Origin of the sequence: Crocinitomix algicola, assembly GCF_001661595.2 — a bacterium.
Classification (GTDB): domain Bacteria; phylum Bacteroidota; class Bacteroidia; order Flavobacteriales_D; family Crocinitomicaceae; genus Crocinitomix; species Crocinitomix algicola.
In genome coordinates, this window is the sequence record NZ_LYPF02000027.1 from 1 (window position 1) to 21,319 (window position 21,319).

Here is a 21,319-nt window from a genome sequence, read left to right on the forward strand (position 1 = left end):
GAATATTAAACTGTTGACGGGAGAGTAGCAGTGAATGCGGAGTTGAACACTTCGCGTTAGGGATTGGAGCAATTGTTTGAGCTCTCCGTCCGTCTGAGACGGACGGAAGCGAGTGTGAAAAGCCCGCCACCCACAGTTGCAAACTGTTGGGGTGGAACGCCCAAAATAAAAGGCGTATAATCTTTTGATTTGTATTTGATTGATTTCTATTGCTTTTGCTAAAAGGATATGCTGAGCAACAATTTTGGATGGCAGTTCATTTGAAAATAGGAGAAAAGAGATTCTTGCGTTTTCAGTTCAAAACAGTATTTTAGTGAAAAATCTACTTATGTCGAAAAACCATCAAGCAATTCCTAAAAAAGGAAGAGGGATTCCATTGCATTGGAAAATAATTATTGGAATGATTTTAGGGATCATTTTTGGTGTAGTGATGTCCCAAATCGACGGTGGAAAATCATTCACAATTAATTGGGTAAAACCGTGGGGAAGTATTTTTATCAACTTGCTAAAATTAATAGCAATTCCATTGATATTGGCATCTTTATTAAAAGGAATATCTGATTTGAAGGACATTTCGAAGTTCAAAAAAATAGGAGGGCGATCAATCTTAATATACATTGGAACGACTATTGTTGCGATTACGATAGGTTTATTGGCTGTTAATATTATAGAACCTGGTGGAGGAGTAGGGCAAGAGACCATAGATACGATGATAGAAAATTATAGCAATAACCCTGATATTGCTAAGAAATTTGCAGCAGCGGATTCTCAATCGAAAAGTGGACCTTTAAGTTTTATTGAAAACATGATTCCAAGTAATATTTTTGGAGCGATGTCGGAGAATGGCAATATGTTACAAGTAATATTTTTTGTAATATTTTTTGGTATTTCCTTATTACTGATTCCTGATGAGAAGGCGAAACCGATTAAAGATTTTTTTGATGCTTTGAACGAGGTTGTATTAAAGATGGTGGATTTAATAATGCTTTCTGCGCCCGTGGCCGTATTTGCATTAATGGCGGCTGTTGTGGTCTCTTCAGAAGATCCAGAAATTTTATGGGCTTTGATTCAATATACAGGCACTGTTGCGCTAGGTTTATTATTGATGATTGTATTTTATTTGTTTTTAGTTGGATTTTTTGTGAAAAAGAATCCTATTTGGTTTTTGAAGGAACTTTCACCGGCCCAATTATTGGCATTTACGACAAGCAGTAGCGCCGCAACCTTGCCGGTAACAATGGAGCGGGTTGAAGAGCATATTGGTGTAGAAAAAGAAGTATCATCTTTTGTATTGCCAGTTGGTGCAACAATAAATATGGATGGCACCAGTCTTTATCAGGGAGTAGCAGCTGTTTTTATAGCGCAAGCCTTGGGTGTTGATTTAGATTTTATGGATCAGATAACTATAGTTTTAACAGCGTTGATGGCTTCAATTGGATCCGCTGCAGTGCCCGGTGCAGGAATGGTCATGTTAATTATTGTTCTACAGGCTATTGGTAAATTTGAACCAGAACAAATTGGTATTGGTTTGGCGTTGATTTTTGCCGTAGATAGACCTTTAGATATGTTGCGTACAACCGTAAATGTTACGGGAGACGCTACGGTTTCGATGATCGTTGCGAAATCGTTGGGTAAATTAGGGAAACCAAAAGTTAAAAATTGGGATGATCATCCTGAACATTTATAAGCAATTAGATTAGTTCAAGTTGCTTTAGTTTATTGTACATTTTTAGACAGACCCAGGCGTCAGTTGCGGCATATATTTCTTGCTTTTTGTTGAGTGTTTGAGCTTCCCAATTTGAAACCTGTGCATTTTTTGAAATTCTAAAACCGAGAATTATAGCTGTTAACTTTCTAAGTCCGTTGGCATCAATATTTATTTTATTGACTATTTCATTGATTTCTACAAATCCTTTTGCCTTAAATGGTTGCATTTTATTCAGGAACAATAAATCGTCACGTAAACCCACGCCAACCTTGATAATGTTTGGATTCTCGAAAAGGCTAATTAACTCTTGGATTAATCCCAAAACATTGATTCGAATGAGATATACTTTTTCGGGAATTGCAATTTGAACCAGAGCGACATCATTGGATTGTCCTTTAACAAAAACCGGTTTAGTTTCCGTATCAAAACCAACAACTTTGTGTTTTCTAATTGATTCAATACAGTTTTTTAATTGAGCTTCACGATCAACGATCACAATTTCACCTTGATATCGATCAAGTGGGAGCTCGTTGATTTCTTCTTTGGTAATATTAGTTGCGAACATTAAAAATGTTTTGTCTCAATATAAAAAAAATCCATTAGAATTAACACAAAGCGTTGAAAAAGGACAATATTTAGACAATACTAGCCTAAATATTATCCTAGTCATTCATAGGTTGATGGGAATCTTTTTTAGTCGGATGGATTCGATATGAGAAGGTAAAGTTCACTAAGTAATCGGCAAAGGCTGCGTCACCATGTCTTTCACCTAAGGGATCAGAGAGATCATAGACGCTTTTGACTCTATTTCTATACACAGCTGTTGGTACTGATAGTCCAAAATTTAGTGCTTTGTGTGCGTAAGAAATACCTGGCTCAGCAGATAAAACGTGTCCTGGTCTTCTGTAGCCATTGCTTGAACCGATTAAATCGTGACTAGGAACACCTTCAAATCGTGCACCTAGACTAAATGATAAACCGTGGACTTTTGAAACTGTTTGATTTAGGCCCGCACGAATAGCGAATTGATCTGGAATTGAATGATAGGCAATTATTGGGTTTACATTTAGAAGTGTTCCTCTTGCTAAGGTAGTGTTTTCCGTCATTGGATTCGACATATAAAAACCGTTTGAGTAAAATAGCGTTCCTTTAAATAATTTTCTCATAGCTTGGTATTGAAAAATTATACCAAAACCGCCATCACCGAGTTGAATTGATTGGTCTACAGCTTTTGTAACGATAGAATCTTGGTCAATACTTGAACGTTTATGGAAATTACCTTGAACGTTTTCGTTTCCGGTCGGTAATTTAATTCCCAGCCCTAATGCTATATTTCCTTTCGAATCTGAATTTAGTGGATCAAAAAGCCAAAAATTAGTATTGATTCTTATATCGCCTAATCCGTTTGAATTTGTTTCAAACCTTAATTGATCAGGATTCCGGTCCAAAGAGTTTCCGTAATGTTCGTAAAGCGAAGTTCTACTATAAGAAAGATAAGGAATACTAATGCTTGCAGATAAACGACTAGTAACACCATATTCAACTCTTAATTCAAAGCTATGGGAAAAATTTTCGACTTGTGTATTATTTTCAATTCTTTCTTTTTCTTGGTGGCTACCTCGAAAGTGTCTGAAAGATTTAAAGTATTGATAGTTTGTACTGAATTGGAGTGCACCTTTTTCAAGAATGTTTAAGCTATTAGCGTTGGTTGAAGAACAGCTCATTGGTCGAATAGCCACACAACCTTGTGAATAGGAATTCAAAGAAAATAGTGCACTAAATAGTAGGCTCCCAAAAGGGATGAATAGGTGTTTCATAATGTAAAAATTGGTTGAAACAAATCTATTTTTTTTGATGATAAAAAAAAGGGGCAATACACCAAACCTGCTTTTCCATTTATCAACTCACTAAATAAATGTGTGAAAAAAAACCGTTACACTTATCATGCAACGGTTTTTTCTTGAGTGTTAATATTAACTAGCAGAGCATACCACCGCAAACATTAATTGTTTGTCCAGTAACATAAGCCGATAAATCAGAAGCTAAAAATACCGTAGTATTGGCAACATCTTCAGGTGTTCCACCTCTTTTCATTGGGATGTTATCTCTCCAGCCTTGAACAACTGTTTCATCTAATGCAGCAGTCATTTCTGTTTCAATAAAACCAGGTGCGATGGCGTTGCATCGAATATTTCTAGAACCTAATTCTTGCGCAACAGATTTTGTAAAACCGATCATACCCGCTTTGGATGCAGCATAATTTGCTTGACCAGCGTTTCCTGAGACACCAACAACAGAGCTCATATTAATTATAGAGCCTTTCTTTGCTTTAAGCATTGGACGAAGGACAGCTTTTGTTAGGTTAAAAGCTGATTTTAAATTCGTATTCATCACTTCATCCCATTGCTCTTCATTCATTCTCATTAATAAATTATCACGTGTGATACCTGCGTTATTTACAAGAATATCGATTTGCCCGAATTCTTTCATAACAGCATCAGCAAGCTCTTGTGCAGCATCAAATTCTGCGGCATTAGACTTAAACCCTTTTGCTGTACCACCGTTTGCAGTTAATTCAGCTTCGAGTGCTTTAGCTTTTTCATCCGAAGACAAGTAAGTAAATGCAACTTTTGCACCTTGTGTAATAAAAGTTTCTGCGATTGCTTTCCCAATTCCACGAGAAGCTCCTGTAATTATGGCTACTTTACCATCTAATAGACCCATACGTAATGTTTTTTGGTTAAATATACAATAATAATCTACTTTTCAATTCAGATCTTAAATTGAGTAGACAACGAATAAAAAATCCCTTGCCAAAAAATGACAAGGGATGGAAAATATCTTTTTTTGGTTTAATCTTCGTGAGGAGGTTCAACGAGGATTCGGCCACAATGTTCGCAAACGATTAATTTCTTTCTTGCTTGAATATCGAGTTGTCTTTGTGGTGGTATTTTATTGAAACATCCGCCACAAGAATCACGCTCTACAGAAACGACAGCTAAACCATTTTTAGAATTGTTTCTTAATCGGTCATACGCCACTAGTAAACGATCAGAGATAACTTTTCGAGCCTTTTCAGACTTTTTTGTTAATCGCTCTTCATCTTTTTCTGTTTCAGCAGAAATATCATCTAACTCTTTTTGCTTAAGCTCTAAATCTGAAGTACGTTCAGCTAATTTTTCTTTTGAGGTATTGATGATTTCCATCTTGTGCTCAATTTTAGCCTTTGCTTCATTAATTTTCTTTTCAGAAAGTTCTATTTCTAAACCTTGAAACTCAATTTCTTTTGAGATTGAATCATATTCACGGTTATTACGAACATTCTTTTGTTGTTCGGTATATTTTTTGATTGCCGCTTTGGCATCTTTAATCATGTTTTTACGATCACTGATCTCCGTCTCCAATTCTTTTAACTCGTCTTCTAACTTAGATAAACGTGTTTGCAGTCCTTCAACTTCATCAGATAAATCTTGAACTTCTAGAGGTAATTCACCACGAATTGTACGAATTTTATCGATTCCTGAATCGATTTGTTGAAGCTCCCATAAGCTATTCAGCTTTTCTTCAATTGTCTGATCTGCAACTTTTTTCTTAGCCATGTATTAAAAATATTTTACCGGATTAGTGTTAATTTCGGTTAAACAAGGTGCAAATGTACGGAATTTTTTTCTTAATAACTCATCAATTAACTCAATTGTGTACTGTTCACTTTCAAAATGCCCAATGTCCGCAATAACGAGGTCAGATTCTGCATCAAAAAACTCGTGATATTTAAAATCCCCAGTGATATAAATATCAGCCATTTGAGATTTAGCTGCAGGTAATAAAAAGCTTCCAGCCCCACCACACCATGCGACGCGTTTAATGGGTTTATTTAAGAATTTCGTATGTCGAATTATTTGACAGTTAAAGACTTGTTTTACTTGCTTTAAAAAAGCAGCTTCGTCCATTTCTTCGTTCAATTCGCCAATCATTCCTGCGCCTTCATAATAATTTTTATTGTCTATTGGGTAAATATCAAACGCAACTTCTTCGTATGGATGAGCGTTTAGCAAAGAATTTACTACAGAATTTTGGAGGTGTCCATTAATGAGTACTTCAATCTTAACCTCGTCCTCATTGTGTCTTTCACCGATAGTGCCAACAAAAGGATCCGCTATTTCGGAAGGTTTAAAACTACCAATTCCTTCACTTTCAAAACTGCATTCAGAGTAGTTGCCAATATGACCAGCTCCAGCTTCAAAAAGAGCTGATTTAACCTGATGACTTGAGGATTTTGGGCAAAATACACTTAACTTTTTTAAATTTCCATTTGTTGGAGCAAGTATTCGAGGGTTATTTATGCCAAGTGCTTGACCAATTTTATAATTCACTCCAAATTGATAATTATCTAAATTGGTATGAATAGCGTATAAAGCAATTTCATTTTTAATGGCTTTTATAACCGTTCTTTCAACATAGTTTTTACCATTTAATTTCTTTAACCCTTTAAAAACAATTGGATGGTGTGATATAATTAAATTACAGTTTTTTTTAATTGCTTCTTCTACAATATCTTCCGTACAATCTAACGAAATAAGAACGTTTGTACATTCATTATGTGGATTCCCTACAATGAGTCCAGAATTATCGTAAGACTCCTGACTGGATAGAGGAGCCAAAGACTCCAAATATTTAGTGATTTCTACTATCTTCATGAAACAAAGATAATTGAAGAATTAATTCTAAAAAAAACGTTGCTCTATAATTTTCAGACTTTCGTTTGGAGGCTTTTAACCCAATAATATTTCTATTTTTGGATGAAAGTTATAAAAATGAATAGATACAAACTTAGGGGATTACTTCAGAGGAATGGGTTTAGAGAGAATTGCGAAGTATTAGTGGGGGATAACGGTAAGATTGAGGCAATAAATTACGGGATTCCTGCCAGTGAATGTTTAAATGTCTTTGCTCTTCCTGGTTTTCAGAACGCACATTCTCACGCTTTCCAATATGCTATGGCAGGTCTTGCAGAGCGGCATAATACAACAGCAACACCCGATGATTTTTGGTCTTGGCGAGAAGCAATGTATCGATTGGCCCTGACGATTAGTCCTGATGATATTGAGGCAATTGCTTCGATGCTCTATTCAGAAATGTTGCGTCATGGTTATACCAATGTGGCGGAATTTCATTATGTCCACCATAATCAAAACGGTAGTGAATATGATAACCTATCTGAAATGGGAGAACGGCTTGTAGCGGCAGCGAAAAAAGTAGGTATCGGTATTACTTTAATCCCAATTTGTTATCAAAAAGGAGGTTTTGGACTAGATCCAACGGAAGGACAGAAGCGATTTATTACAAATGATATTGATTCTTACTATCGATTATTGGATGCAAGTGCAAATTCGGTGAAAAAATACGAATACGCTAATTTAGGTATTGGAATGCATTCGATGCGGGGCGTTGATCCAAAAGTGATAGTCGAAATTGCTAAAAATGGGCCTCAAAATTTACCATTTCATATACATGTATCTGAGCAGTTAAAAGAAATAGAAGATTCATTAGCATACCTTAATAAACGGCCTGTTGAGTGGCTATTAGAAAATCTAAATTTAAATGAACGTTATCATTTGGTACATGCTACGCATTTGATTCAAAAAGAAGTAGAAGGGATAACGAAATCCGGGGCTAATGTTGTATTGTGTCCAAGTACGGAAGGTAATTTAGGTGACGGTATTTTTCCGTTAAGAAAATTTAATGAATTTGGGGGGAAATGGAGTATTGGAACAGACAGTCATGTCGGATTAAATCCTTTTGAAGAGTTACGAATTCTGGATTACGGTCAACGATTAATCAGTCATAAACGAAATACGTTTTATGATAAGAATCAGGGAGACAGTGGCTTGTATTCATTTGAAAAATCTATAGTTTCCGGTCGAAAGGCAATGAATAACTACAGTAGCGATTACTTTAAGGTTGGCGATTATTTTAATGCTGTTTTGATCGATGCTAATAGTCCATTAATAGGATCTTCATCTTTGGAAAACTTGCCTTCGACCATTTTATATTGTACGGATGCGACCATGCAATATGGAACTATTTCGCATGGAGAGTTATTGGTAAAAGAAGGTAAACATTTCTTATTCGAAGAAATTAATGCCGAATTTGCGGCTACTATGGCCAAGTTAAAGTCTAGATAGTATTAAGCAGGTTGTGCAATATTTTCCATCACTCTTGTTCGAATTAACTCTTCAATGAGTGAAACAGGTAGTGGTTGATCAATAGGAAATTGAATGCTGTCTTTTCGAATTGCAAACTTGTTTATTTTATGTTGCAAGTGAGGTAGGTTTGTAGGGACACCGTACAGGCTGATGTAATTTTTATAGCCGGCGAAGTGAACCAAATTACCATTCAGATAAAAGGTAGGCATATTATAAGAGATTTTTTCAGATGCCTCTGGAGCATTTTTTGCGATAAGCAATCTCAATTCTTCTAATTTAGTTCTAATGCTAGGCGGAAAATTAGAAACATATTGGTCTATAGTGTTAAATATCATATTAAAAAGGGTTTGGTTGGTGAAACCCAATTTAAGAAAAAACACAATACAAGTCAAGTGTTTGATTATAAGCTGGTTGTGTTTGTTGTGGAATGCTAAGAGAAAATTGTGTGTTTCCGGTAGTTTCGAGTTATTGGTTGAATCGATCTTTCAGAATTTTTTCTACTTTTTCACTGTGTTTAACCACTTTTTTTGCCCAATTGAGTTTGATTTCGTTCCGTTCTTTTTCTGATAATTGCCATGAAATGGTATCATTTTCTCTCATACGCTCGCTGGTATTGAATAGGGCAAGAGCTACTGAAACGGAGATATTATAACTCTCGGTGAAGCCATACATTGGCAATTTTACATAAGCATCAGCAGCATCTAAAGCATTTTGCGTTAAGCCGGTTGCTTCAGTACCAAACATCAAAGCAATGGGTTGGTCGAGTGGTAATTCGTTAATTTGGCAATCGTTAGTATGAGGAGTTGTCGCAACAATTTTATACCCTTTTGATTTTAAGTGGTTAATACAGTCAAGTGTATTGTCCGGTTTTTCATTATAGCGATTGATGTTGAGCCATTTAGAAGAGCCCATGTCAATTTCTTTGTTCGGCGAATAGGCATTGTCATTTTCAATCACATGGACATCCTGTATACCAAAACAATCACACGACCTAAGAACAGCTGCGGCATTATGAGGTTGAAAAATGTTCTCTAAAACCACGGTGATATGTCTGGTTCTGTCAAGAACGATAGTGTCAAATTTTTCTCTCTTATTTTCCGAGATATGTTCATAGAATTTCTCCAATAGGTAATCGACTTTTTCCATGGGACCAAATTTAGTTCTAAATTTACGAGTGATAATTTTTTTGAAACAAAAAATCCCCTCCCGAAAGTACGGGAGGGGACAAATATTTTTGAAAGTAAATTCTTAGTTTACTTTAGCAGAAAGATCTGCTCCAGCCTTGAACTTAACAACGTTCTTAGCAGCAATTTTGATTTCTTTACCAGTTTGAGGATTTCTTCCTGTTCTAGCAGCTCTTTGAGAAATAGAGAAAGATCCAAATCCAACTAAAGAGATTTTATCTCCCTTTTTTAAAGCTGTTTCTGTAGCTGAGATGAAACCTTCTAATGCTCTTTTAGAATCTGCTTTTGATAATCCTGATTGTGATGCAATAGCATCTACTAATTCTGATTTGTTCATAATCAATTTTGTTTTTATGGTTAAAAAATTAATGTCGAACAAATATATCTGAAAATCCTTATCCTGCAAGGAATTCCGAAGAAAAATTCAAAAATTTGTTAATAAAATCGGCAAAATGTTGATAAGTGAGTCTGAAAACGCCTATTCACAAGGGTTTTAAGGGGTTTTGTATGGGTGGATTAGTTTTTTAAATCGAGGTATTGATTTGATTAAGGATTTTTATAACTCCTTAAATTAAAAGGAATATACACAAAATTAACAGAATGTTTAAAAATTATGGTGGCTAGATTTTACTCAAATTGATTGATTAGTTTTTCGTCAATTTTTATCTGTTTTTAAAATCTTGTTTATAGGATTGAATTAGTAGTTTTTATAATCAATCGGTAAAGTAAAACTCACGCTTACATAATTAGCGGCTTGAATTCCTGGTTTCCATTTAGGCATATCTCTAAACAAATCTTTAAGGTTTTCATATTGACAATCGGAGACTTCTCCTGCGGTTATATTAAATGAGGAAATGGTGCCATCCCTGTTTACGATAAACTTCACATAAACTTTATTTTTTATTTCATCCTCACAATCATAGGCTAAGTTTTTTTCAATATAACTCGAAAAACCATCAATTCCTCCTGAGCTAAATTCTGGTTCACGTTCCCATGTGTCAAACTTATCTTTTTGACCATTATTGAACAAGTAACCTTGAACAAAAGAACCGTCTTTAAATTTAAGCTTGCCTTCAACTTCATCATCATAATTGTATTTCGTCCAAGTGCCGTTCATTAACCCATTTTTTATCGGACCTTCTATATAATATTCATCGAAATAAATGGCTTGTATGCCTTTACCATCTTTAATTAGTTGTACACCCTCTTCATCCCAAAGTTGATCGACTTTGACATACTGCTGTGGTAAGTCTACTACTGTACCGATATCGCATTTTTTTCCGTTTTCGTACCAAGAGTAGACGGAATCAATATTGTTTGTTGTGTTATAGATGTACAAATCACTCAACTGGCCATTTTCATACCAGTACATTGTTGAGTCTATCTCTTTGTCCATGTCAAACCGTTCATGAGCGCTTTTTTGTCCATTCTCATACCATTCAATATAATCACCATGGTATTTATTGTCGATAAAGGAAGACTCTTGCGCTTTGTTTCCGTTCGAATAATACCAAATAAACTTGCCTGTCATTATTTCATGAGAAGCATCTGCGTATTGCCCTTCCATTTGAAGAATACCTGACATGTAATAATCTCTAACCGGATATACACCCTCAACCGTTTCTCTAGAATAAATGCGATAAAAGGCAAGTTGATTAGAATAAGTGGTCTCATTCCAATCTACATCATAATATATTGTGTCCCATTCTTGCCCAAAAGAGACGGAATGGTTAAAAAGACAAATGAAAAATGCGAAACCCAAATAGTTCATGCTAATAATATCGAAGGGACAAGATAATAAATTCATAAATATATTACCCTAATAATCTAAATTTGATGAATTTTTAAATAGACTTCACTCTTCAAAAACAAATTCCCATTTAATTCCATCCAGGTCTTTAAAGAAAATAGCGTAATAAGATTCACCATGTTGAGGGTAGTATTGAGGTGGGATTATGTCCTTAGCTATTATTGATTTCAGTTTTAAGTAAAAATTATCAACTTCTATTTTAGTACTAGCTTTAAAAGCTATATGATGCACAGCACCTGGTTTTCTTCGATGGATTTCTTCATTTTCGAATTCTTTTCTTGGAGAATTAAAGCCAATGATAAAATCGTCACAATTATATTCGATTACCTCAAACGCATGTTCCGGCACATGGCCCTTAGACTTATTTTTGAGATTAAAACCCAGTAGCGGGAATACCTGATCAAAAAACAACTCTGTTGATTCGAGGTTTTTTACGGTAATTTGGATATGGTCTATTTTTGGTTTCATGTAGGATGTAAATTTCACTTATTAAACGGTGATAACTATTTATTCAAGTTTTTTTTAAAAAAAGTTATGAACAATTTAAAAAAAAATCTTTGGTGATATTCTACGATCTATACGTTTTAGGTTTTTTTAGGAGTTAAGATTACAATAAATCGACGTTAATTTCACCTGATATTTGTTGAAACATATTGTTAATTTTGTATATTTAGCCTGAAATAAATGTTAAAAACTACACAGTTATGAAGAAGATTTACATTGGGTTAGCAGCCTTGCTAACCGGATTAACTGGAATCAGTCAGGTCGTGTACAGCGAAGACTTTAATGATTCCGATGGAGGATGGACTGAAGAGTCAGGATTAGACTGGGCTTGGGGAGCACCAGTAGGAGCAACTATTAATTACGATGGTGATGCTTGTGGCGAAAATGCATGGGTAACTAACTTATCTGGCGACTATTCAAACAGTGCAAATGCAATTATTGAGTCACCAACAATTGATTGTAGTGGATTATTAGACGATCCATACGTAGAGTTCAGCTTAAACTATATAACAGAAAGTTGTTGTGATGAAGGTTGGATGGAGTTCTCTTTAGATGACGGAGATACATGGGTAAAATTGACTGATGGTGGAGAAGCAATCGGTTGGTATAATGACATGTCCAACCAATGGTGGGATGGAGAAGGAGACGGATGGTCTTTTGTTTCGAATAGAATACCTGGTGCTGCAGGTGTTGCAACAGTAAAGCTTCGTTTTGTTTTCACTTCAGATGGAAGTGTTACGCGTGAAGGATTTGGATTCGATAATATCGTGGTTGCTTCGGAAATCGCAAGTGTCTCAATGATTGGGGTTACAAATATTGAGTCAGGATTACCATTGACTGATAGCGAGAATATCGAGATTCAATTAACAAACAATACGGCAAATGATATCCTTGATTTATCGGTATGTTATGTTTTAGACGGAGGTGCTGCTGTTTGTGAAACAATCGGAGTTGTTACGCCAGGTTTGAATACCTATACTTTTACAGCAACTGAAGATTTTTCTGAAACTGGGGAATATGAAATAGTGGCTTATACTGATGCACTTGAAACAGATTATTATCACTGTGATGATACATCAGTAACTAATGCCGTGTTAATATTACCTATTAGTGAATTTCCTTTCGTAGAAGATTTTGAAGGAGCGACTGCATTCACGGGTTCAGGAACTTGGGAAATAGGAGCGCCTTTAGAAGGAAACCCTTTCTTTAATAACCTTGCTTGTGAGGGGGCTACTGTATTAGGAACAACAATTGCGGGTAATTACCCGAACAGTGCATTTGATTTTGCATATTCTCCTTATTTTGATTTTTCAGGATTAGCTGAAGATCCATATGTCTTAATGGATATTTATCGTGAAACGGAAAGTTGTTGTGATGAATCTTATATTGAATATACACTAGATGATGGAGTTTCATGGTCTAGATTCGGAGCTTCCGGTTCAGGTTTAAACTGGTATAATGACGGAAGTAATCAATGGTGGGACGGAACTAATGATGGATGGGAATATGCTTATCACCAAGCTACAGGATTAGCTGGAGAATCAAGTGTTAGATTTAGATTTGTTTTCTCATCTGACGGAAGTGTAACAAGACCAGGTATTGCAATCGATAACTTCACCATTCAAACAGAGGAGCCAATTGTTGTAGATGGTGTTCCTACAGGTGTTACCATGTCTAATGACTTCACTGTTTGTGGATTTACAACTTCTGATTATTTAATTGGAGAGTTCGAAATTTTAGGTGTTGATACATTATTTGGGTATACAGTTTGTTATGATTTAGGTGACGGACTTGTATGTGAAGAATTCCCAGAAGATACATTATTACCTGGTACTTATTTCCATACATTTGAAGGACCTATTGATTTATCAGGCGAATTATCGTATGACGTATTGTTGTCGATCACTTCAGATTCTGACTACAGAGATTGTGGTGGAAAGGTATTTACAATGACCACTGAAATTTTAGGAATGTCAAGCGAAGCTACTATCACTGATATTACTTGTAACGGTGAAGCAGACGGACAAATATTTGTTAATCCAGTTAACGGAGAAGGTGGATACGAAGTGAATTGGGAGTCTGGTGATGTAGGTTTCTTATTAAATGACTTAACTGCAGGTTACCATGTTTATACTATTACAGATGCAAACGGTTGTACTTTCACAGATTCTGCTGAAGTAGTTGAGCCAGATGCATTGGTATTAGATGTTGAAATTTCACATGATTATGAAGGTGGAGTTGGAGCAATTGACTTAACAGTAACAGGTGGAACAGAGCCTTATACTTTCGATTGGGACAATGATGGAACAGGAGATTATGATGCAGAAGATATCGAAGGGTTAGAGCCAGGAACATATACTGTGGTTGTAACAGATGCTAATGGATGTACAGAAGAAATTATGGTTAACGTGTTAAATACAGCGAGTATTGAAGAAACTACATTCGCAGGATTGAACGTTTATCCTAATCCTACTAATGGAGCATTCCAAATTGCGTTACAAGACGTTTCTAACAGTACATTTAATGTGACAATTTTCAATATTTTAGGAGAAGTAGTTTTAGCTCAAGAGCTTGTAAACGCTACTACTTCAATTGAAGCTGGCGTATTAGAGTCTGGTGTTTATTTAGTAGAAATAGCTACTGAAGGACAAACTAAAACTGTACGTTTAGTTGTTCAATAGACATAATAAAACGAATAAAAGAAATGGCGGCAAATTTTTGTCGCCATTTTTTTTTCTCTATGTTTGTCAATGTCAACTAACTAAACAGGTGTAATGTATACGCAACGACGATATCCCCTTAAAAAAGTATTAATTTGGACCAAAAGGGAAACAATTTTCTTTTTTGCACTAGTAACCATTGCTACAGTCTTGTATGAAGTTTTAAATCTAAAATGGATGCAATTACCTTTTACGCCAGTTGGCTTAATAGGAACAGCGGTTGCATTTATGGTTGGATTTCAAAATAATGCTGCATACGCCCGGATATGGGAAGCGCGTAAAATATGGGGTGGAATAGTTAATGTGTCGAGAACATTTATTATCACCGTTCGTGATAGCTTCCATCTTCATCACAAAAATGCAAATCATTTGGAGCGGGAAGAATTGCAAATAATTACGCATCGTCATATAGCTTGGTTAACCGCTTTGAGATATGCTATGCGATCAAAAAAATCGTGGGAAACGACTTATGAAAAACTCCAAGACCTTGAGGTTTTTAATTATAATGTTCCCGAAAATGTGACAAGTTTGGAGGATGAACTAGAAGGGTATTTATCCACTGAAGAATTAGCCTATGTTTTGACAAAGGATAATAAACCAAATGCCATAATCGGTTTGCAGTCACAGCACCTTCGCCGATTATGTGATGAAGATAAGATCTGGGATTTTTCTTTACTTAAACTACAACGTTTTTTGGAAGAAATGACGGCACTTCAAGGGAAATCGGAACGAATTAAAAATTTTCCTTACCCAAAGCAGTATGGCAGTATTGGTTATCATTTTGTCCATATTTTTATGTGGCTGTTGCCGCTCGCAATTATCCCACATTTTCATGAAATAGGAAATGATTTGATGAAGGTTTATAAAGATTCTTATTCATTCATAGGTGAATATTTTATCTGGGTGAATATTCCGTTTACCGTGATCGTTATTTGGGTATTTAATACAATGCTTAGAATTGGATTGGCTGGAGAAAACCCATTTGAAGGATCTCCAAATGACGTTCCCATATCAAATATTTCTAGAGGAATAACGCGAGACATTCTTCAATTGATAGATGAGGATGAGAATAATATTCCTCAACAATTTGAAAATCCTAATCACATTCAAATGTAATTAAAGGTTAGATTCGACTCTTTCTTTTAATGCCTTGTTCATATTGTTAAAACCATCTTTAATTTCCGTCAATAAGTTTTTTTTGAAAAGAAACACAAGTATGCCTGAGAAATCTTCACCATGAATAAAAGTTGTAGTACCATTTGCTTCAGGAATTAGTTGGAAATAATGACGGCCATCAAATAAACCTTTAATAAATAACTTTCCTTTCCAAGTTAAATTTTCTAATGGATCAAACCTTTCAACCTTTGGTTTAAAATTCATTCCTGGTAATTTGACAAATATGTGTTGATTAACAATTACTTTTCCTTCCAGCTTTGAAATGAAAGGGTTCCAGTCTGGATAGGATTTAAAATCTGAGAAAACCTTCCAAACTTGTTCCGGCTGCGCATTAATGTTAATTTTTGTTTCAATCGAGAGTTTCATAATTCTTTTTCTACAAAGATTCCCTCTTTTCGAATAGGTTGACTTGATTTAAATCAAGTTTTGTTTTTTTCTTATTCTGCTTAATGTTTCAGGAGTCATACCCAACATTGATGCAATATAATGAAGGGGTACTTGATTAAACATTTCCTTATTCTCGTTAAAAAATTGATTGTAACGTTCTTCAGCACTTAAAGATAAATGATTAAAAACTCTGTTTTCTAGCGTTAAAAAACATCCCGCAATGAACTTTTTTTCGATTTCATGCCAGTCAGGTAATTGATCAATAAGTTTTGCGTAATTTTTTTTGTCTATTGAATACAGTTGACATGATGTGAGTGACTCCATGTTCCATTGTGCTCGTGTATCAAACATAAAACTTGAGAGGTCGGTTATAAAATAACCTTTGCTTGAAATCCATTGCGTTGTTTCACGGTCATTTCGTTCCAAGAAAATCCGGATAAATCCATCACGAACAAAACTCATTTTATTACAGAATTGCCCTGGTTTTAAAATCGATTTTCCTTTTTCTATAGTTTCCTCATAGAAATATTGAGTGACAAGCTGCATTGAATCTTCTTTAATTCCAAAGTACAACTTTATATACTGTTCCAGATCATTCATTTTTAGTCGAAATAAAATTATCAAACTTAAGAATCCTTTTAAGAAAACGATTAATGCCCCATCAAATTAACGAATTTATATACACAGATTTTGCCAAGTTAACGAATCAATACTATTGAATCAATTACGAAAAACAACAATGGAACAGCTCATTCACTAACTAACACAAAGATTATACGTGTAAGACTTTCAAGATTTAGCGTTAAAATACAGCGTTAAACAACTGACTTTTTGTTAACCGTTATAGCATCGCTACAATGTATAATAGCGTGTACTGAAGTATTTGAGAATTTGTTTTTGAAAGAGATTTTCAAAACATAGGTAGGACCGAATATAAATGATCAGACTCTTAACTTAGTCGAATATACATTGGTTTTAAGCAACCAACTCTATAATGCTGATGAGCTGTTTTAGAAGCGGTATAATGCGATAATCATTGGATTATATCTTCATTAATAAGTCAATCGTTTTTTGTTGAATATTTCGGTAAAGTGAATCAATATTTGATTCAAAAACGAATATGTTTAGTTCCTCAGAATCCTCTTGAATATTATACTGACTGTTCAGTTGAATTAATTCATAGAGTTTGTTTTTACGATTATTGAATTGTTCAATCAGGTGCTCAACTGTTATAATTGAATGATTAATGAGTAAATATCGTTCCTCAAAATCCTTCACGTTAATCTGCTCTTGGTTATTAATTGACTTGATGATTTTATCATATTGTACAAAGGACATTTCATTGCGAGAAGCAGAAACTATGACTTTTTGAACACGATATTTATGTTTTTCGGCCATGTTTTCTTTGACTCCAAGAATTTGTGACGTACAAAATTCTCCAATATCTCGAAGTAAATACTTTTTCGATAGCTCCAACAAATCTGTAAGAATTATAGAGAGTTTTTCTTCATTTTTAGTAAGGCGAAGAATGATTTCATTTACTTTGTCACTGAGCGTTTCATTTACTGATCCTGGGAGTGATTTCAACCATTCATTAATTCTGATGACATCACTGCCACAAGCCTTTACTTTATTTTTTCCACTTCTATAATAAACTTTTGCACGCGCAAGTCCTTTTAAATGAATTCGAGAAGTAAGAGGTGCCTCATATTTGTGAACGGGCAATTCTAAAACACCAAATCGTAGATTATTAAATTCAATTTCGTGGTAACTAAAAACGGGCCGTGGGAAAACTTTGTTTTTTATCTTTTCTTGTAGTAACTCGTTTGTAACCTCATTTTCTATGCCAATAAGCTTTAAACTAGTTTCAGTTTTTTCTGCGACTCCGTATATGATGTAAGCTGTTTCATTACGAATTGTGTTCGCAAGACTTATAATGTCCTTTACCATTTTCGCAGTGTTCACAAAATGGCGATCATTCACAAAGTCATAAACATCTTTTTTAAAATGTAAGACGGAAGACTTAGGACTTTCAACAATTTCTAAAAACTTGTTTTTAGTCAACATTTCATTCATAAATTGGCTACGGGCTCAAATATAGTAGTTTTATACGAGGTATTTAATACGAGTTTTAAATCTATCTCTCAAAAAATGAAAGACTTGCTATACGAACGACAATAATTTAAAACGTAATTATGGATTGAGAAGAATTAACGGGATGGCAGAAATAGCAGTAGTTTAAACGATTTTTAATGGATGGTCTTACTCACTGGAAACATATTTAAGACCAATTACTGAGCCGATTAATGTCATTAAAAAAAAGATTCGCCAAAATGTTGCAGGTTCTTTAAAATACAAAATTCCAACAAGTACAGTACCAATTGCGCCAATTCCTGTCCATACGGCGTAGGCCGTTCCTATTGGTAGTGTTTGGGTGGCTTTAACCAGAAGGATCATGCTAATTGCGAGCGTCATTAAAAATCCAAAATACCAATATAAAGCGGTTCCTTCGTTTCCTTCTTTTGCTTTACCTAAACAAAATGCAAAAGCAACTTCAAACAACCCCGCGAGTATTAAAATAACCCAATTCATAATACTCAAAGATACCGTTAATCTTGATAATTGAGGTCATCGTACCAAAAGATTTATGGCCGAATAAATTTTAGTGTTTGGATTTTATTTTCGGTTTCAATACTGACCAAGAATACACCCTGCGCTAAGTCGCTTATTGGAATGGTATAATTACTTTCGAAAGAATTTATACGAATTTGTTTGATTCTTTGTCCATGCATGTTAAATACTGAAATCGATCGAACATTAACGGCATTTTCAACTGTTAATTCAATCATTTGTTCATGATGCACAAGTTTAAATGTCTCATCAAGAATGCTTTCTTCATTAATGTTAATTTGGTCATTCGAATAAACGAGTATTTTAGCTTTAGACTGATCAGACCAGTCGCAGAAACTCAAATAAAAACGATCATCATTTCCTTTAAAAAAAGCTTGGTATTCACCATCCATTGTTCGAGTAAATGGGCCAGTGTAAATTAGTTCAGGAGCGCTAAAGGAAATTCCGCCGTTAGCAGAAGCAATATAGAGAATTTGAAAAGCTGTGTCCACTTGTTTTTGATAAATTAAATGTAGAACGTTCTCATTGTCCATATAACATGAAGCGTAGGCGCCAGAATCAATCATTTTAGAATCGTAACTTAGCCCATTGTTGATTGAATAATGTAGATTTATCGGAGTGTTTTTTTGGTGCGGTTTATGGCTTATCAAGCCAATAAAATCACTTGATGAGGGGAAATATGGTTTTGTTATGTTGAATGAATCGTTTGCGGAAGGATTGCTTATATTTTGTAAATCCGACCAAGTTAAGCCTGCGTCTGTTGTTGTACTGTAGAAAATTGTATTGTTTTTAGTGTCTCCAAAAGTCAGGAAAACAGAATCTTGAGTAGCGTTAATTAAATCTGCTCCAACGGTTGCTTGGGACGGTATTTCCCAAATCTGTTCAGATTCCCACGACAAGCCAGCATTAGTCGATTTTTTAAAAACAATTTTTGATTCTAATTCACTCAAAATAGGGAAAAAGGTGTAGCTCACTAAGATTTCATTGGCTTTAGTTGAGATGATTTGTGGATAATCGGCTATTCCACTGCCAGATTGCGGAGAGGTTGTTGTTGCCCAAGTTTGTCCGTCATCTTCTGATCGATACATTTCCAATTCAACGCGTAACTCTGGGCTAGTATAGATACGCATAAAAAGCAGGTATATTTTTCCATCTTCATCAACTGTTATTACAGGATCAACAGCATTTAAGCTATGATTCATTCCATAATCTATTTGTGTCCAAGAATTACCTAAATCGACGCTTCGATATAGAAAGACACGGTCCTTAAAACTAATGGTATCCCGTTCCATAACTGTAGTTAGCAACGTGTTTTCCGGTGTCTGAACCATTTCTAATTCCACAACACTGCCGTTTTCTATGGTCTTGTGTATTTGTGTGAAGACGGGTGAATTATTGAAGAGAATCAAGGCGAAAAGGACCAACATTTTTTTCATGGGATAAAACTAAATTTATGTGTAAAAAATGGAGTTCCCCCTGTATTATTAAATGATTATGAATTTTTAGCTAGAGGAATAAACTACTTAAACTATGTGTCATTTTTTTACTTCAATTGGAAGAAACTGATTGGGAAAGCAAATAGCAAATTATTCGAGTGTAATACCCAAAGCATATTTGGTTTTCAAAGCTGCTTTTTGATTTTTTATGAGCGTTTCAACTAATTTTAACCGTGCATCAATCAATGATTTTTCACGGCTATTCACCATAAATAAAGAACTTTCACCAACTTCAAATAAAGTCTTTTCGCTTTGATAAAGTGTTGAAAAGTCATTCGTTGCTCCCTGCCATAAACTCGCCTGTTCATTGGTGATTTGCCATGCATTGATTGTCGATTGAACTTTAAACTGAATTGATTCAGATTTGAAAACCATTTCATTTTGCAAGTTTTCGAGTTCTAAACGATCAATTTTTAGTTGACCTCTTTCTTTTCGCAGAAAAATGGGAATTTCAACATTTGCTCCCCATTTATAATTATTCAAACTATAATAAAAATCAACCTCTTCGTTTGCTGGCTGGGCAAGTGCATTGTATTTTAAACTGATGATTGGTTTAATATTTTCACGACTTAGTTTTAAGTCAATCCGCTGTTGTTCATAAGCGTATTGGGTTTTCAATAAATCTGGGTGATAATTTAACAATGAATCTAGTCGTAGGTAGATGTTGGTTTCAACTGGAATAGGAGATAGGTCAGTAAGCGAAGGAGGAGTCATGCTACTATCCAATTCGAGTGGAATTTGACCATTTTCCCATAAATAAATTTCCAATAAAGCGCTAGCGTTTAGGTAATCAAGTCGCGAATCTAGATAGCTAAAATAACGACTTTGCAACTGTGTTCTGGCTTCAACGGTATCAATTGCAGGATCTGTTCCTAGAATCACATTTTGGACAACACTCTTGTAACGTTCTTCAGCATTGACAACAGCTTTTTCGTATATTTCAAGTTTGGCAGAAGCTTTAAACCATTCCCAGTACGCACTTGCAGCATCATAATACAAATTATTGAGGATGATTCGCCTAGATTGTACCGAGCTTTGTTGGTAAATTTTAGCTTTATCAAAAGCAGCTTTTCGTTGATTCATTAGCATACCTCGCCCTAGGTCAACCGAAAGTCCGGCATAAAATAAACCATTATTGGGTGTGTTTCTTTCAGGGTTTAGGTAATCTCCTGAATTTAAATCATATCCACCTTGAACAGCAACTCCATACCAAGTTGGGATTTTAAGTCCAGCATGCAATAAAGAATAGTAGTTTTTGTCTTTAAAATATTTTTGATCTGCACCTCCATTTATTTTTGGATCAAAACCACCTCGTGCTTTTTGAACATATGCCTCTCCAATTTTAGCAGCATTTTCGGCTTGAACTGTGATTGGGTGATGGTTTAATACTTGCGCAATAAAAGCATCAAAACTCAATATTTGGGTAGAATCCAATTGTGAGCGACCAGAATTGGCAACAAAGGACAACAATAGTATTAATATAGCAGCTGTTCTCAT

20 protein-coding genes are annotated in these 21,319 nt (G+C 35.0%); 4 read left to right on the forward strand and 16 right to left on the reverse strand.

The window, feature by feature from the left end; translation table 11 throughout:
- Positions 1-328 precede the first annotated feature (328 nt).
- The gene (locus A8143_RS14825; protein WP_070138516.1) at positions 329-1,687 is read left to right on the forward strand and encodes a dicarboxylate/amino acid:cation symporter; all 1,359 of its coding nucleotides are present in this window, start codon (positions 329-331) and stop codon (positions 1,685-1,687) included.
- Positions 1,688-1,691: 4 nt separating this feature from the next.
- On the opposite strand, the gene A8143_RS14830 is transcribed toward A8143_RS14825, so the two are convergent.
- From A8143_RS14830 to A8143_RS14850, 5 genes are all read right to left on the reverse strand, one after another.
- Complete coding sequence (locus tag A8143_RS14830; RefSeq protein ID WP_070138449.1) at positions 1,692-2,273, reverse strand: 3'-5' exonuclease; 582 nt, start codon at positions 2,271-2,273, stop codon at positions 1,692-1,694.
- 97 nt (positions 2,274-2,370) lie between these two features.
- Positions 2,371-3,525 (reverse strand): hypothetical protein, encoded by a 1,155-nt coding sequence (locus tag A8143_RS14835; protein WP_070138450.1) that lies wholly within the window; start codon positions 3,523-3,525, stop codon positions 2,371-2,373.
- A gap of 160 nt (positions 3,526-3,685) precedes the next feature.
- Positions 3,686-4,432 carry a 3-oxoacyl-[acyl-carrier-protein] reductase gene (fabG, locus tag A8143_RS14840; protein WP_070138451.1) on the reverse strand — a complete coding sequence of 249 codons (747 nt, stop codon included), beginning with the start codon at positions 4,430-4,432 and terminating at the stop codon, positions 3,686-3,688.
- A 128-nt stretch (positions 4,433-4,560) separates the two neighbouring features.
- Positions 4,561-5,307: a zinc ribbon domain-containing protein gene (locus tag A8143_RS14845; RefSeq protein WP_070138452.1), complete on the reverse strand. Its 747-nt coding sequence runs from the start codon at positions 5,305-5,307 to the stop codon at positions 4,561-4,563.
- A 3-nt stretch (positions 5,308-5,310) separates the two neighbouring features.
- Positions 5,311-6,405: a Nif3-like dinuclear metal center hexameric protein gene (locus A8143_RS14850; protein WP_070138453.1), complete on the reverse strand. Its 1,095-nt coding sequence runs from the start codon at positions 6,403-6,405 to the stop codon at positions 5,311-5,313.
- 117 nt (positions 6,406-6,522) lie between these two features.
- On the opposite strand from A8143_RS14850, the gene hutF reads away from it, so the two are divergent.
- Complete coding sequence (hutF, locus tag A8143_RS14855; protein ID WP_070138517.1) at positions 6,523-7,893, forward strand: formimidoylglutamate deiminase; 1,371 nt, start codon at positions 6,523-6,525, stop codon at positions 7,891-7,893.
- A 2-nt stretch (positions 7,894-7,895) separates the two neighbouring features.
- Here the strand turns inward: hutF and A8143_RS14860 are convergent, their stop codons facing one another.
- The 5 genes from A8143_RS14860 to A8143_RS14880 all read right to left on the reverse strand — a co-directional run bounded on the left by A8143_RS14860 (position 7,896) and on the right by A8143_RS14880 (position 11,376).
- The gene (locus A8143_RS14860; RefSeq protein WP_070138454.1) at positions 7,896-8,249 is read right to left on the reverse strand and encodes an iron chaperone; all 354 of its coding nucleotides are present in this window, start codon (positions 8,247-8,249) and stop codon (positions 7,896-7,898) included.
- A gap of 130 nt (positions 8,250-8,379) precedes the next feature.
- On the reverse strand, positions 8,380-9,060 hold the full coding sequence (locus A8143_RS14865) for a TrmH family RNA methyltransferase (RefSeq protein ID WP_070138455.1): 681 nt from the start codon (positions 9,058-9,060) through the stop codon (positions 8,380-8,382).
- A 102-nt stretch (positions 9,061-9,162) separates the two neighbouring features.
- Complete coding sequence (locus A8143_RS14870; RefSeq protein WP_070138518.1) at positions 9,163-9,435, reverse strand: HU family DNA-binding protein; 273 nt, start codon at positions 9,433-9,435, stop codon at positions 9,163-9,165.
- 360 nt (positions 9,436-9,795) lie between these two features.
- Positions 9,796-10,869, reverse strand: coding sequence for a toxin-antitoxin system YwqK family antitoxin (locus A8143_RS14875; protein ID WP_070138456.1), 1,074 nt, complete (start codon positions 10,867-10,869; stop codon positions 9,796-9,798).
- 84 nt (positions 10,870-10,953) lie between these two features.
- Positions 10,954-11,376: a VOC family protein gene (locus A8143_RS14880; protein WP_070138457.1), complete on the reverse strand. Its 423-nt coding sequence runs from the start codon at positions 11,374-11,376 to the stop codon at positions 10,954-10,956.
- A 236-nt stretch (positions 11,377-11,612) separates the two neighbouring features.
- Here A8143_RS14880 and A8143_RS14885 point away from each other — a divergent pair, with 236 nt between their 5' ends.
- Positions 11,613-14,093, forward strand: a complete 2,481-nt coding sequence (locus A8143_RS14885; protein WP_070138458.1) for a T9SS type A sorting domain-containing protein — start codon at positions 11,613-11,615, stop codon at positions 14,091-14,093.
- A 93-nt stretch (positions 14,094-14,186) separates the two neighbouring features.
- Entirely contained in the window at positions 14,187-15,248 is a 1,062-nt protein-coding gene (locus tag A8143_RS14890) for a bestrophin family protein (protein WP_070138459.1), read from the forward strand.
- Here A8143_RS14890 and A8143_RS14895 read toward each other — a convergent pair whose 3' ends face one another.
- The 6 genes from A8143_RS14895 to A8143_RS14920 form a co-directional block, all read right to left on the reverse strand.
- Positions 15,249-15,674, reverse strand: coding sequence for an SRPBCC domain-containing protein (locus tag A8143_RS14895; protein WP_070138460.1), 426 nt, complete (start codon positions 15,672-15,674; stop codon positions 15,249-15,251).
- Positions 15,675-15,722: 48 nt separating this feature from the next.
- Positions 15,723-16,295 carry a Crp/Fnr family transcriptional regulator gene (locus A8143_RS14900; RefSeq protein WP_070138461.1) on the reverse strand — a complete coding sequence of 191 codons (573 nt, stop codon included), beginning with the start codon at positions 16,293-16,295 and terminating at the stop codon, positions 15,723-15,725.
- Between the two features lie 441 nt (positions 16,296-16,736).
- Positions 16,737-17,771, reverse strand: coding sequence for an AlbA family DNA-binding domain-containing protein (locus tag A8143_RS14905; protein WP_083261411.1), 1,035 nt, complete (start codon positions 17,769-17,771; stop codon positions 16,737-16,739).
- Positions 17,772-17,957: 186 nt separating this feature from the next.
- Positions 17,958-18,287, reverse strand: coding sequence for a DMT family transporter (locus A8143_RS14910; RefSeq protein WP_070138462.1), 330 nt, complete (start codon positions 18,285-18,287; stop codon positions 17,958-17,960).
- Between the two features lie 53 nt (positions 18,288-18,340).
- A complete protein-coding gene (locus A8143_RS14915) occupies positions 18,341-19,762 on the reverse strand; it encodes an exo-alpha-sialidase (protein ID WP_070138463.1) in 1,422 nt (473 codons plus the stop codon).
- A 150-nt stretch (positions 19,763-19,912) separates the two neighbouring features.
- Positions 19,913-21,319, reverse strand: coding sequence for a TolC family protein (locus A8143_RS14920; RefSeq protein WP_070138464.1), 1,407 nt, complete (start codon positions 21,317-21,319; stop codon positions 19,913-19,915).

Excerpts from the sequence above, each read along its gene's own strand:
- A8143_RS14825 (WP_070138516.1), top strand. The coding sequence starts at position 329 with ATGTCGAAAAACCATCAAGCAATTCCTAAAAAAGGAAGAGGGATTCCA.
- A8143_RS14830 (WP_070138449.1), bottom strand. The coding sequence starts at position 2,273 with ATGTTCGCAACTAATATTACCAAAGAAGAAATCAACGAGCTCCCACTT.
- A8143_RS14835 (WP_070138450.1), bottom strand. The coding sequence starts at position 3,525 with ATGAAACACCTATTCATCCCTTTTGGGAGCCTACTATTTAGTGCACTA.
- fabG (WP_070138451.1), bottom strand. The coding sequence starts at position 4,432 with ATGGGTCTATTAGATGGTAAAGTAGCCATAATTACAGGAGCTTCTCGT.
- A8143_RS14845 (WP_070138452.1), bottom strand. The coding sequence starts at position 5,307 with ATGGCTAAGAAAAAAGTTGCAGATCAGACAATTGAAGAAAAGCTGAAT.
- A8143_RS14850 (WP_070138453.1), bottom strand. The coding sequence starts at position 6,405 with ATGAAGATAGTAGAAATCACTAAATATTTGGAGTCTTTGGCTCCTCTA.
- hutF (WP_070138517.1), top strand. The coding sequence starts at position 6,523 with ATGAATAGATACAAACTTAGGGGATTACTTCAGAGGAATGGGTTTAGA.
- A8143_RS14860 (WP_070138454.1), bottom strand. The coding sequence starts at position 8,249 with ATGATATTTAACACTATAGACCAATATGTTTCTAATTTTCCGCCTAGC.
- A8143_RS14865 (WP_070138455.1), bottom strand. The coding sequence starts at position 9,060 with ATGGAAAAAGTCGATTACCTATTGGAGAAATTCTATGAACATATCTCG.
- A8143_RS14870 (WP_070138518.1), bottom strand. The coding sequence starts at position 9,435 with ATGAACAAATCAGAATTAGTAGATGCTATTGCATCACAATCAGGATTA.
- A8143_RS14875 (WP_070138456.1), bottom strand. The coding sequence starts at position 10,869 with ATGAACTATTTGGGTTTCGCATTTTTCATTTGTCTTTTTAACCATTCC.
- A8143_RS14880 (WP_070138457.1), bottom strand. The coding sequence starts at position 11,376 with ATGAAACCAAAAATAGACCATATCCAAATTACCGTAAAAAACCTCGAA.
- A8143_RS14885 (WP_070138458.1), top strand. The coding sequence starts at position 11,613 with ATGAAGAAGATTTACATTGGGTTAGCAGCCTTGCTAACCGGATTAACT.
- A8143_RS14890 (WP_070138459.1), top strand. The coding sequence starts at position 14,187 with ATGTATACGCAACGACGATATCCCCTTAAAAAAGTATTAATTTGGACC.
- A8143_RS14895 (WP_070138460.1), bottom strand. The coding sequence starts at position 15,674 with ATGAAACTCTCGATTGAAACAAAAATTAACATTAATGCGCAGCCGGAA.
- A8143_RS14900 (WP_070138461.1), bottom strand. The coding sequence starts at position 16,295 with ATGAATGATCTGGAACAGTATATAAAGTTGTACTTTGGAATTAAAGAA.
- A8143_RS14905 (WP_083261411.1), bottom strand. The coding sequence starts at position 17,771 with ATGAATGAAATGTTGACTAAAAACAAGTTTTTAGAAATTGTTGAAAGT.
- A8143_RS14910 (WP_070138462.1), bottom strand. The coding sequence starts at position 18,287 with ATGAATTGGGTTATTTTAATACTCGCGGGGTTGTTTGAAGTTGCTTTT.
- A8143_RS14915 (WP_070138463.1), bottom strand. The coding sequence starts at position 19,762 with ATGAAAAAAATGTTGGTCCTTTTCGCCTTGATTCTCTTCAATAATTCA.
- A8143_RS14920 (WP_070138464.1), bottom strand. The coding sequence starts at position 21,319 with ATGAGAACAGCTGCTATATTAATACTATTGTTGTCCTTTGTTGCCAAT.